This is a genomic window from Burkholderia anthinoferrum (assembly GCF_002925705.1).
Classification (GTDB): domain Bacteria; phylum Pseudomonadota; class Gammaproteobacteria; order Burkholderiales; family Burkholderiaceae; genus Burkholderia; species Burkholderia semiarida.
The window spans coordinates 302028-314412 of sequence record NZ_LFZP01000052.1; the positions used below are offsets into that span (position 1 = coordinate 302028).

Here is a 12385-nt window from a genome sequence, read left to right on the forward strand (position 1 = left end):
TCACGAAATCCGCCTCGGGCATCACGGCGAAATGGCTTTCGCCGTCAGCGCACCTTGCGCGGACGACGGAATCAGCAGGTTCACGACGCGACTCCAGCGCACCAGCGACGACGCATCGACGAACACGACGTCGCGCCGCTCGAGCGGAAACTGGTCGGCGAGCGCGAACGACGCGGGCGAGCTGCCGTCGAGGTGGTACACGCGCGGGCGATTGTCGGGGCCGCGGCGCACGACGAACACCTGACGCGCGTCCGACGTGTACTGGCTCACGCCGCCCGTGTCGCCGAGCGCCTCGCCGAGGCTCATCCGGCCGTCGGTCAACGTCAGCGTCGCGGGCCGCGATACTTCGCCGAGCACGAATACCTTCGCGTCGCTCGCCGCGCGCACGCGTACGAGATCGCCGTCGCGCAGCAGGATGTTCGACGGATTCACGCCCGCCGCGATCAGTGCGGGCAGGCTCACGTTCACGGTCGTGTCGCCGCGCGTCACCGACACCTGCGAGCGATCCGCCGTCGGCGTGAAGCCACCCGCGCGGTCGATCGCCTCGGGCAGCGTCATCGGCATGTCGTTGACGATCTGCAAACCCGGCGTGCGCACTTCGCCGTCGAGATAGACGCGCTTGCTGCGGTAGCTCTGCACGCGCAGCGCGAGCTGCGGCTTGCGCACGTATTCGCCGAGCCGCTTCATCAGCAGCGCGCGCGCCTGTGCCTCGGTCAGTCCTGCCACGTGCACGAGGCCCGCATACGCGAACTGGACGTTGCCGGCCGCGTCGACCGTGTAGCCCGTCGCGACCGAGCTGGCGCCGACGCCGTCGCCGCCGCCGACCGTCTGCGTCGTCGGCAGGTTCAATTCGGGGTGATCCCAGACGATGATGCTCAGCACGTCGCCGGGGCCGATCGTGTACGGCGTCGGCTTGCCGAACAACTGACGGATCTCCGCGTCGACGTTGGCCGGCCGCCCCGCATGGTGCTGTGCGACGAATGCCGGCGTGATCTCGATCAGATCCTCGCTCGACACGTTCTGCACGCCGTCGAGGCCGCCCGAGCCCGATGCGTCGGCGCTCACGCGCGCATTCGCGTCGCGCTCCGCCGGCGCGCGGTAAGTCATGCCGGGCGACAGCGCGCATGCGCTCAGCGCGCATGCGGCCGCCACGATCGCCATGCGCGACAGCCACGGCGCACGGCCGGCGCCGGCCCAGCATGGCCGCCGCGTGCCGCGCGTCGATTCCGGTTGCGTGGTGATTGACATGGTGTCCTTCCAAAACTGTGCGGTAACCCGCCGAACGCGGCGAATTCCGGCATTACGCTTGCCCAGCGCGGCTTGCATTGCAGTGCCGCACCACCCTCTTCACCGCACGTCACTCCCTGCGATTCGTCATGAACTTCTCTTCGTCGCTTGCGCCGTTCCTCTACATCGCGTCGGCCGGCTTCGTCTGTGCCGCCGGTGCGCAAACGCTGTCCGGCACACCGGCCGACACACCGCTCCTCGCATCGTCGACGCGCGTTGCGCCCGTGCCGCCACAACGCTCGGCGCAAGCCCCCGGCGCGGCTGCAATCGCCGAGCCAGCCGCGACCGCATCCGCGGCTGCGGCACCCGCGCTCGCTCGTTCAGCCGCGAGCGTCGCCGTCCAGCCCGACACGCGGGCCCGCATCACGTTGCGCCGGCCGCTCGTGCCGGCGAGACCGCATCGCCCGCAGGTGGCCAATGCGCCCACCGACGACGTATGGCGCAGCGACACGTTGTACGCATCGCCCTACGCGAAATCACCCTATGCGGAGCCGGGCGATCGGAACTGACATACCCGGCCGGTCGGGCCGCAGCACAACCGTGCATGCATCGATAAGGGATTGGACACTACGGCGAGCCGCGCGTCTGTGAGCGACCCCACCGAACGTCGATCTTCATACGAAGCCGGGATCGCACCCCGCGGCGCCGACGCATGCGGCATGACGTGCATCACGGCCTGCCGACCGACACGTTTGCGTACGATCCCCCAGCCGCTTCGAGCCCGACAGGGTCGACGGCATGCACGACCGGCCTCGTCAAGTCGCGTCCGAGCGCCTGCAAGCACCGCTCGATCACGATATCCGTGCCGACCGCGCCGTATACCGCGTGATCGACCTGCGGCTCGAGGTGCAGCCGTACGTGGCGCGAGCACCTGAACGCATGCTCGATCGCGCCGAAATGGCGCCGGACATCGTCGATGCCGGGATCGAGCGCGCCATATACGAGGGTCGTCCGGACATCGCGCTGCGCAAGCACGTGCATCACGCCGCGTGGTGTGCCCACGCGTGGCTTCCAGCCGACGCGCGCGGCCGCCTCCTTCACCGGTACGCTGACCCGCGCGATCGCATTGGCGGCGACGGCCCGCACGATCGGCCGCAAATCGCGCCGTTCGCGCACGAGGCGTTTCCACTTCTGCCAGTCGCGTACCGACAGCCAGTAGCCGCGCACCGAGTTGTTCCGCTGCTTCTGCACCGCGTCCAGCGAGAGGCCGGCCGGCCACACGAAGCGCGCCAGGTTGATCGCGATCACGCCGCCGAGCGACGGCGTCTTCACGGCCGCATGCAATGCCGCATAGGCGCCGGAACAGATGCCGGCCGCGACCACGTCCGGATGACCGAGCGCACGCAGCCAGTCGGCGGCGGCCGCCACGTCGTCACTCGACCGCGCCGAATACACGACGGGAGACTGGTCGTCGGGCGCGGCGGCCCCGCTGTCGCCGACGCCGTTCACGTCGAGCCGCAACGTCGTGACGCCGGCGCGCGCGAGCGTCCGCGCGAGGCGCACGCTGAAGCGCCCTTCGCCGCTTCGCGGATTCGTCGACGTGTTCGCGATCACGAGCGCCGGCGCGACCGGATGCGCCGGCCCCGTATCGGCGGGACGGCACAGCACGCCGACCAACCGGTCCGGCCCGACCGCGACGACCTGCTCGGTCATGTCGATCATGTCGAGCGCCGCGGCCGATTCGCCGTTCCATGCCGGATCCGGCCGCCACGTCGGGTCGACGCCGGCGGCCGTGTGCGGCGCGCGTTCGACGATCCAGTTCGCGAGCGTGTCGATGGCCGCGAGCGGCAGACGCGAGCGTGTACCGTCCAGCATCGTCGTGGGCCATTCGCGGAACGGTTCGGCCGCCACGTTCACGCCCCGCGCAAGCAGCGCATCGCGCAACGCGGGCTCGTCCTGATCGGGCTGAATCAGCAGCATCGCGCGAGGCAGCGTCGGTGCGTCGCGCACGACGTCGCACAGATCGACCGCCTTCAATGCAGCGACGAAATCGTCGGGAAAGCGGTGCCCGAGCACGTTCATGCACGGCTCGTCGCGATGTGCGGCGCGAATCGCAGGGGACGTGATGTCGAGCCACTGGCGATGCACGAACGACAGCTCGCGAAGATAAGCACGCCCGCGCACGACCGGCGCGAGCGCCACCAAAGCGTCGACGCGCGGCGACGGGTGCTGCCCGTCGCCTGCGGCGGCCAGCATCGCGAACAGCACACCCGCGCGGATGCCGACGAGCGTCAGCGACGCGACACCGACCTGGTCGCGCAGCAGATCGATCGCATCGTGAATGCTGCCGAGGGTGGCGGCGTGCCGATCGGCGTCACGATCGTCGCCCGCGGAATCGCCGGTGCACGGATAGTTGAATCGCAACACCGTGACGCCGTCGCGGGCAAGGCGCTCGGCGATCGCCCGCATGAGCTTGTGCGTCCACGATGCCTCGTGTCCCAACGATTCGCACAGGATCACCCCTTGTGTCGTCTGTCCTTCGTGCAGCCACCCCACGCAACTGCCGAACGTAATGGGCTTCAATCGGTACTCCTCGGATCGGTATTTTTATCGGACGCGGACACGCGTTCCGGCGGCTCCGCCGGAACGAGCGATTCCACGATCGTGCGACTGCTCGACGAATGCGCGGCAGCGGCCCGGCCGCGCCCCTGCGCGGTCCCCGTCCGGTTCCATGTGTTGTCCTGCTCCCCATGCCCGCGGGAGGTGACGTTGCGTGCCCGAGGCGTCATCGGACGGCTCGCACCGTGAACCAAAACAGTGCGCTCGATTAAAGCACCCGGTTCGAGCGTCCTTCGGTGCGCCAGCTTACAAATAGCTTCATCGCTATCGCGGTACGACGACGGGCGACGGCGCGCGGTGTCGGGATGCATGCCGCGCGCACGAACGGAATCCGCGAACGGTAGGCTCGCGAACAGAGCCGTCCCGTGCGGCCCGTATCATGGCCGCCATACGATGTGGCCATACCGGGCGACGCCGGACGCGCCACCCACCCATGCAACCGGGTCAGCGCCGACCGGATGCACGCGCGCACCGCGGCCCATGCCGCCGCCCTGCGACACCCACGGCGCCGACCGAGCGAATGTCAAACCTCAAGAAGAATTTCCTGCTGCTGCTGACGTTGCAGATTTCGATGTACGCGGTGCCGCTCCTGATCGCACCGCTGCTGACGCACGCACTCGGGCCCGAAGGCTACGGGCAGCTCGCGTTCTCGCTCGCCGTCATTGCGTATCTCACCAACTGCACGAGCTACAGCTTCGACCTGACCGCCACGCCACGCATCGCGCTCGCGCGCGACAACCGCGCCGAACGCTCGCGCATCTTCTGGGCGACGCTGTACGCGCAGATCGGCATCGCGGTGATCTGTTTCATCGTGCTGGTCGGGCTGATCATGCTGGTCGGCCGCTTCGGCGAAGACCGCGATCTGTTGCTGATCGGCTTCGGGATGGTCGCCGGCGTGGCGTTCACGCCGGGCTGGTATTTCCAGGGAATGGAAAAGCTGCGCGCGCTCAGCGTGATCCTGTTCATCGGGCGCATCCTGAGCCTGCCGGCCATGTTCGCGCTCGTGCACAGCCCGGCGGACATCGACCGTGCGATGATCGTCAACGCGGCGGTGCCGACGCTGTCCGCGATCGCGCTGGCGGCCTATCTGTATTTCAACCGCGAAATCGACTTCGTGCGCGTCGGCGCGGCCGACATCGCCGAATCGCTGAAAGGCGGCTGGCAGGTGTTTCTCGCGTCGACGTCGATCGCGTTCTACGCGTCGACCAACACCGTGCTGCTCGGCTTCGTCTCGGGCAACGTCGCGGCCGGTTACTTCGCCGCAGGCGACAAGCTGATCCGCGCGGCGCTCAGCATGCTGCAGCCGCTGAAGGCCGCCACGTATCCGCGCATCAGCTACCTGATGCGGCACGCGCGCAACGACGCGTTCTCGTTCCTGCGCAAGCTGTTCGTCGTGCAGGTCGCGATGGTGCTCGGCATCTCGCTCGCGATCTTCTTCGGTGCGCCGCTCGCCGTGCGCATTCTCTATGGGCCTTCGTACGAACCGACGGTCCAGGTGCTGCGCTGGATGGCCTTCATTCCGTTCATGGCCGGCATGACGGACCTGTTCGGTGTGCAGACGATGCTGCCGCTCGGGATGAAGTCGGCATTCACGCGAATCCTGATGTCATCGGGTATTCTGAACATCGTGCTGGTACCCGTGCTCGCAAAGTACTTCGCCGAACTGGGCGCCGCCGTCGCCGTGCTGACAGCCGAGGCCGCGGTGGCCGCGGCACTCGCGACCGTCGTCTATCGCGCCGGAATTCCGATGCCCGGCAGTCCGGTCGCGCGACGCGGCTAGCACGCCGTCGGTGCTGCCCGGTTCCGCCCCGACGCGGCCGGCATCCGTCAGTGTTCCATTCGATGCTTGCGCAACCAACCGTATCGCGCGGGCACTCGCTTCCCGACCTCCCGCCCGTCGGAACGCTCGCGCGCAGGTACTTCTTACTCCGCCGCGCATGTCCCATCGGGAACGATGACCGCCTTTCCACCCCGCCGCGCGCCCCTACGAAATAAAGATCACACGTATCGGTAGAAACACCGATGCTGTAGTCAAACTACATTCATACCATTAGCCGCAGCAGAGAACCGCTACATCCGATTCGACAGTGCCGGGCGGTCCGCGTCGCCGTCCGTCTGGTTCGATCGGGGCCCAACCGGCCGTAACGATTCCCCGCCCGGCCTGGCATGCCGACGCGCATCCACCCTGCTTCGCCAGCCGAATGCGTCCGGTGCGAATCCACCGGACGTACGCAGCTCCAGACATCATCCGAACAACCGGCAATACGATCATGGAGAACAACATGCGGGACACCCTCTGGCCGGCCGTCGTGCTGGCAGCGACCCTCTGCACCACCGCCTACGCCGGCGACGCCGATTTCAATGCGCAGGGCGACGCGATCGACACGTTCGCATCGGCCGCCGCGCAACGGCGCGCCGACCTGCTCGTGCGCAAGATGACGCTCGACGAGAAACTCCAGTTCATTCATTCGCAATACGAAATGTCCAAGGTGCCGGGCGGCGGCGCCGGCTACATCCAGGGCGTGCCGCGGCTCGGCATTCCCGATCTCAACATGGTCGATTCGGCGACCGGCTCCGGCAGCACGTCGCAGGCCAGCACGACGTTCCCGGCCACGATCGCGGTCGCCGCGAGCTGGGATCGACGGCTGTCGTACGACTACGGCAAGCAGGTCGCGATCCAGTTGCGTGCGCAAGGATTCGGCATGGGCCTCGCCGGCGGCACCAATCTCGCGCGCGAGCCGCGCGGCGGCCGCCTGTTCGAGTATCTCGGCGAGGATCCGCTGCTCGCCGGCGACCTGCTCGCCGAACGCACGCTTGCCACGCAGCGGCAGAAAGTCATCGCCACGATCAAGCACTACGCGGGCAACGAGCAGGAGCACGGCCGGATGGGCGGCAATACGCAGATCGACGAACGCACGCTGCGCGAGCTGTACCTGCTGCCGTTCGAGATCGCCGCGAAGCGCGGCCGGCCCGGCAGCGTGATGTGCAGCTACAACCGCCTGAACGGCACCTATGCGTGCGAGAACCCGCACCTGCTGAACGACGTGCTGAAGAACGAATGGGGCTTCCAGGGCCAGGTGCAGTCCGACTGGGGCGCCACGCACAGCACCGCCGCCGCGATCAATGCCGGGCTGGACGAGGAAGAAGACGTCGGGCCGAGCGTGTACCTGACGCCGGCGGCCGTCAAGCAGGCGATCGCGAACGGCTCGGTGTCGACCGCGCGCCTCGACGACATGGTGCGCCGCAAGCTCGCCGTGATGATCCGCGTCGGCGTGATGGACGATCCGGCCCAGGGCGGCGGCACGATCGATTTCGCGGCCGGGAACCGGTTCGCGCAGGCGGCGGCCGAGCAATCGATCGTTCTGCTGAAGAACGACGGCAACCAGTTGCCGCTCGTCGCGTCGGCGCTGTCGCGTATCGCCGTGATCGGCGGCCATGCGGATGCGGCCGTGCTGTCCGGCGGCGGCTCGGGCAATACGCGCGATCCGGTATCGGGTTCGTTCGCCGGTTGCGGCGGCCTGACGTTCGGGTCGTCGACCGGGTGCAGCTGGTGGCGCAATCCGTGGCTCAAGGTCGACGTGCCGATCATCGCGGCGATTCGCGCGCTGGCGCCGGCCGCCCAGGTCACGTATGCAGGCAACAGCGACCAGCAGTCGCCGTTCCGCGCGTACACGCAGCAGGAAATCGATCAGGCCGCGGCGCTCGCGGGCCGCTCGGACGTCGCGATCGTCGTGGTCGCGCAGCCGGCCGGCGAGGATTTCGGCGAGCTGCAGAGCCTGAGCCTCGCGAACCCGTCGAACCAGGATGCGCTCGTCGAAGCCGTCGCGCGCGCGAATCCGCATACGATCGTCGTCGTCCAGAGCGGCAACCCGGTGCTGATGCCGTGGAAGGACAACGTGTCGGCCATCGTCGAGGCGTGGTATCCGGGCGAAGCCGGCGGCAAGGCGATCGCGAACGTGCTGTTCGGCGCGGTCAATCCGTCGGGCAAGCTGCCCGTGACATTCCCGGCGCGCGATCAGGATTCGCCGACGTGGGGGCAAAACGGCGCGTTCGAGACCGACCCGGTGTACGCGGAAAAGCTGAACATGGGTTACCGCTGGTATGACGCGCGCAACATCAAGCCGATGTTCGAGTTCGGCTACGGCCTGTCGTATACGCACTTCACGTATTCGGGCCTGTCGGTGTCGAAGCAATGGGACGGCTCGCTGAGCGTCGCGTTTACCGTGCGCAACGACGGGCGCGTGGCAGGCGCGGAAACGCCGCAGGTCTATCTCGGCGTGCCGTACAAGGACGAGCCGCCGAAGCGGCTGGTCGGCTGGGACAAGATCCGGCTGAATCCGGGCGAGGCCCGGCGCGTGCGCGTGACCGTGTCGCCGCGGATGCAGAGCGTGTGGGATACGTCGCGCAACGGCTGGCGGGTCGTCCCGGGCGGAACCGTGTATGTCGGCGCGTCGTCGCGCGATATCCGCTTGCAGAGCCACTGAACGAGCGACGATGAAGCGACCGGGGGCGCCGTGCATCGTGCGTGCGGCGCCCCCGCGCAAACCCTCACTGCGCTGAAGCGCTTTACCTGACCAACAGCGCCAGCACCGTCGCAAGCGCCGCAATCGCGGCGATGCCTGCCACCACACCCGCCAGATGCGCGGCGATCACCACGCCGGCCGGCAATCGCGACGCGATGCCGGCCATCACGCGCCGCCCGCTTCCAGCGTGTCGAGCAACGGCCTCGCCAGATGCAGCACCTGGTACACCGTGCCCGCGCCGCCGTCGTCCGGCTCATGTTCCGTCACGAGCGCACGCGTGAGCTGCCAGCGCAGCGGATCGAGACTGACGGCCGCCGCGACCACACCCTGCCGAGCCGCCGCTTCGCGATTGCGTGCGATCTCCCACGCCAATGCCGCATCGAGATCGGCGTCCGCCGGAATCTCGACGGTTTCCAGACACGCGAAACGTCCCGTCGACGCACTGCCCTTGCGTGCATCGAGCGCAACCTGAGTATCGATCGGCGCGCGGCCGAAGCTGTCCGCCACGACCCGATAGCGGCCGTCCGTCACGAACCGCGCGAACGCCTGTTCGTTGCGCCACAGATAAAACGATGCGTAGCCGTTTTCCGTCGCGCCGTGGCGGCCGGCCTCGCGCAGCAGGAAGCCCTTGAACAGCAGGTCGGGCGTGTCGTCCCACAGCCGGCCGCGCTCGCGCACGCGATGGCGGATGATGTCGAGGTCGTAGTCCGCCGGCAGGCGGTGCACGTAGTACGCGGTCAGCATGATCGACTCCTGGCGAAAGAAACGGACGGTATTCCGGACGACATGGCGCCAGCGTAGAAGACCTTGAATCATTTAAAAAGTGGATGGCAGAATATTTCAATGATTCGATTCTGAAATGAACGAGGGTGCGATGAAAACGCTCGACATCGAAGCCGTGCAGGCATTCGTGCTGACCGCCGACCTCAGGAGCTTCACGCGGGCCGCGCAGGCGCTGGACACGACGCAGTCGGCGGTGAGCCTGAAGATCAAGCGGCTGGAAGACGGGCTCGGCCGCCGCCTGCTGGAACGCACGCCGCGGCAGGTTCGCCTGTCGGCCGACGGCACCGCGTTCCTGGAACCGGCGCGCGAACTGGTGGCCGCTCACCATGGTGCGATCAGCGCGTTCGGCACGAGCCAGCGACGGCTCGTGATCGGCGTCAGCCACCATGTCGTCGGCGCCGATCTCCCGATGCTGCTGCGGCGGATGAGCGAAGCGGAGCCGGCGCTCGTGCTGGAGATTCGCGTCGCCACGTCGCGCGACGTGCTCGATGCGTTCGATCGCGGCCAGCTCGATGCGGCCGTCGCACTGCAGCACGACAGCCGGCGGCTCGACGGTGAAACGATCCTGTCGGAGTCGTTCGGCTGGATGGCGGCGGCCGATTTCGAGTACCATCCGCCGCAACCGCTGCGGCTCGCCACGCAGGCCGAACCGTGCAGCGTGCGCCGCATGGCGGTCGGCGCACTGGACGAAGCCGGCGTCGCGTGGACGGAAGTCTTTGTCGGCGGCGGCGTGGCGACGATCGGCGCGGCGGTGTCCGCGGGCCTGGCCGTCGCGGCGCTCGGGCATCGCGTCGCGCCCGCCGGCACCGTCGACGTGGGGATGCGCTACGGGCTCCCGCCGTTGCCGACGCGCGACGTGGTGCTCTACTCGAGCCTGACCGATGCGCGTGCCCGGCAGGCGCTGCGCACGCTGGCCGCGGCGCTGCGCTCGTCGATCGGCGTACGTTGATGCCGCGCGCGTCATCGAAATGCTTCGGCGCGCGCCACGGTAAAATTCCGTCTTCGCCCTCCGCTCATGCAGACGATATCCGTCCGCAGGCCAACGCCAAACGCATCGACCAGCCATCATCGCCTTGATTTCCCTACACTTTCCGCGTCGCGACGCATGAGTTACTCGCTCGCCACCTCTTACGTCCGCGAACTCGAGATCCGCAAGAGCCGTTTCATCGCGTACGCGGTTCCCGTCGACGACCGCGATGCCGCGATGCAGGTACTGCAACGCCTGCGCGACGAGCATCCGGCGGCCACCCACGTGTGCTGGGCGCTGCTGGCCGGCGGCCAGTCGGGCATGTCGGACGACGGCGAGCCGTCCGGCACGGCGGGCCGGCCGATCCTCGAAGTGCTGCGCCATCACGATCTCGACGGCGTGCTCGGCGCGGTCGTGCGTTACTACGGCGGCGTGAAGCTCGGCGCGGGCGGGCTGGTGCGTGCGTACACCGATGCGATCGCATCGGCGCTGCTCGATGCCGAACGCGTCGAGCGCATTCGCCACACGCGGCTCGCGATCGAGATCGGCTACCCGGAAGAGGCGCGCGTGCGCCGCTGGATCGAACAGGCCGGCTACGATCTGGTGGACAGCGCTTACGGGATGACGGTGAAGCTCGTGATCAAGCTGCCGGAAACGGCCGAGGCGGCAGCAAAATCCGAACTGTTCGACCTGACGCAAGGACGCTCGGGCTTCCCCGCACTGTAAGGCGGACAGATTCCCGTGAAAAATCGGATACGTCCGATAGAAAACCCGCGCGCTGAAACTTAATCTTCCGGTGTTGCCCGCCATGCGTTCTGCCAACGTCTGGTCGGGCGTGCAGACATGCGGCACATCGCACCTCTGCCAATCATCAGAATTCAGCTACGGGGATATCGAACGCATGCAACTGCAAAAACTGCAGGCCCAGCTCGCGGAACTGGATCGGCGCATCCGGGCCGCGCGCCGCCGCGAACGCCAAGCGGCACTGATGCAGGTACGCCAGATCGTGACGGATCATGCGCTGACCGCGCGGGAGGTGTTCGGGCAGGGTTACAGCGGTCGCGCGAAGCTGTTCACCATCGGCGCGAAATATCGCGATCCGGCGACGGGCGCCACCTGGAGCGGACGCGGTCGCACGCCCGCCTGGATCGCCGGCCGCGACCGCGCCGCGTTCCTGATCCGGGAGTAACGCGCGCCGCGCGGCACGGCGCGCGTCCGTGGCCGATCCAGCCGCCCCGAACCGCTCAATAAACGTCCGGCACGATCATGTGGTTCGGCACCGGCCGGCGGATGTAATCCTCGTGATGCTCGCGCTGCGGCAGATCGATCGTCGGGCGCGGCACCTCGTGATAGGGCACTTGGCCGAGCAGATGGTGAATGCAATTCAGCCGCGCGCGCTTCTTGTCGACGGCCTGCACGACCCACCACGGCGCCTCCGGAATATGCGTGCGCTGCAGCATCTCTTCCTTCGCGGCCGTATAAGCCTCCCAGCGGCGGCGGCTTTCGAGATCCATCGGGCTCAGCTTCCACTGCTTCAGCGGATCCTCGATCCGGCTCTGGAAGCGCATCTCCTGCTCGCGATCGGTGATCGAGAACCAGTACTTGACGATTTGGATCCCGCTGCGCACGAGCATCTTCTCGAACTCCGGCACCGACCGGAAAAATTCCTCGTACTCGTCGTCGGTGCAGAAATTCATCACGCGCTCGACGCCCGCGCGGTTGTACCAGCTGCGGTCGAACAGCACGATCTCGCCGCCTGCAGGCAGATGCGCGACATAGCGCTGGAAGTACCATTGCGTGCGTTCGCGGTTGTTCGGCGCGGGCAGCGCGGCGACGCGGCACACGCGCGGGTTCAGGCGCTGCGTGATGCGCTTGATCGCACCGCCCTTGCCGGCCGCGTCACGCCCCTCGAAAATCACGACGAGCCGGTGCCCGGTTTCCACGACCCAGTCCTGCAGTTTCACGAGCTCGCCTTGCAAGCGAAACAGCTCGCGGAAATATTCCTTGCGCGCTTCGCGACGCTCGGGCGAGAACAACAGGTCTTCACCGTTGTCGAAGCGGCGGTCGTCGAGCTCCATCTCGAGCTCTTCGTCGTACGCGTCGACGAGATCCTCTTCGAAACGGCGCTGGCGCGCTTCCATCGAGTTCGTATCGGCGCGGTTGTCCTCGGTCTCGCGGGTATCCTTGTCGCCCATGGGGCCTCCTTCCATCGTTGACGCAGCCAAACTCGGCCATTATCCCAGCGTCGCGCGTCAAATTCATGAAA

Annotated in this window: 11 protein-coding genes; 6 read left to right on the forward strand and 5 right to left on the reverse strand. The window is 67.6% G+C overall.

What is annotated here, in order from left to right; genetic code table 11:
- Positions 1-21: 21 nt before the first annotated feature.
- On the reverse strand, positions 22-1248 hold the full coding sequence (locus C5F75_RS24000; protein ID WP_059574648.1) for a polysaccharide biosynthesis/export family protein: 1227 nt from the start codon (positions 1246-1248) through the stop codon (positions 22-24).
- Positions 1249-1325: 77 nt separating this feature from the next.
- Here C5F75_RS24000 and C5F75_RS24005 point away from each other — a divergent pair, with 77 nt between their 5' ends.
- Entirely contained in the window at positions 1326-1796 is a 471-nt protein-coding gene (locus C5F75_RS24005) for a hypothetical protein (RefSeq protein ID WP_258048588.1), read from the forward strand.
- Positions 1797-1956: 160 nt separating this feature from the next.
- Here the strand turns inward: C5F75_RS24005 and C5F75_RS24010 are convergent, their stop codons facing one another.
- Entirely contained in the window at positions 1957-3810 is a 1854-nt protein-coding gene (locus C5F75_RS24010) for an alpha/beta hydrolase (protein ID WP_104012815.1), read from the reverse strand.
- 556 nt (positions 3811-4366) lie between these two features.
- Between C5F75_RS24010 and C5F75_RS24015 the strand changes: the two genes are divergently transcribed.
- Both C5F75_RS24015 and C5F75_RS24020 read left to right on the forward strand, forming a co-directional pair.
- Positions 4367-5626 carry an oligosaccharide flippase family protein gene (locus C5F75_RS24015; RefSeq protein ID WP_059574652.1) on the forward strand — a complete coding sequence of 420 codons (1260 nt, stop codon included), beginning with the start codon at positions 4367-4369 and terminating at the stop codon, positions 5624-5626.
- Between the two features lie 502 nt (positions 5627-6128).
- The gene (locus C5F75_RS24020; protein ID WP_104012885.1) at positions 6129-8330 is read left to right on the forward strand and encodes a glycoside hydrolase family 3 C-terminal domain-containing protein; all 2202 of its coding nucleotides are present in this window, start codon (positions 6129-6131) and stop codon (positions 8328-8330) included.
- Between the two features lie 82 nt (positions 8331-8412).
- Here the strand turns inward: C5F75_RS24020 and C5F75_RS37335 are convergent, their stop codons facing one another.
- Both C5F75_RS37335 and C5F75_RS24025 read right to left on the reverse strand, forming a co-directional pair.
- Entirely contained in the window at positions 8413-8535 is a 123-nt protein-coding gene (locus C5F75_RS37335; RefSeq protein WP_257220590.1) for a hypothetical protein, read from the reverse strand.
- A complete protein-coding gene (locus C5F75_RS24025) occupies positions 8535-9113 on the reverse strand; it encodes a DUF4865 family protein (RefSeq protein WP_181035461.1) in 579 nt (192 codons plus the stop codon). The genes C5F75_RS37335 and C5F75_RS24025 overlap by 1 nt, the downstream gene beginning before the upstream one ends.
- A 130-nt stretch (positions 9114-9243) precedes the next feature.
- On the opposite strand from C5F75_RS24025, the gene C5F75_RS24030 reads away from it, so the two are divergent.
- The 3 genes from C5F75_RS24030 (at position 9244) to C5F75_RS24040 (ending at position 11308) form a co-directional block, all read left to right on the forward strand.
- The gene (locus C5F75_RS24030) at positions 9244-10101 is read left to right on the forward strand and encodes a LysR family transcriptional regulator (protein ID WP_059583057.1); all 858 of its coding nucleotides are present in this window, start codon (positions 9244-9246) and stop codon (positions 10099-10101) included.
- 156 nt (positions 10102-10257) lie between these two features.
- Positions 10258-10845 carry an IMPACT family protein gene (locus tag C5F75_RS24035; RefSeq protein ID WP_059582223.1) on the forward strand — a complete coding sequence of 196 codons (588 nt, stop codon included), beginning with the start codon at positions 10258-10260 and terminating at the stop codon, positions 10843-10845.
- A gap of 175 nt (positions 10846-11020) precedes the next feature.
- A complete protein-coding gene (locus C5F75_RS24040; protein WP_059582226.1) occupies positions 11021-11308 on the forward strand; it encodes an H-NS histone family protein in 288 nt (95 codons plus the stop codon).
- A gap of 55 nt (positions 11309-11363) precedes the next feature.
- Here the strand turns inward: C5F75_RS24040 and ppk2 are convergent, their stop codons facing one another.
- The gene (ppk2, locus tag C5F75_RS24045; protein WP_104012817.1) at positions 11364-12314 is read right to left on the reverse strand and encodes a polyphosphate kinase 2; all 951 of its coding nucleotides are present in this window, start codon (positions 12312-12314) and stop codon (positions 11364-11366) included.
- Positions 12315-12385 lie beyond the last annotated feature (71 nt).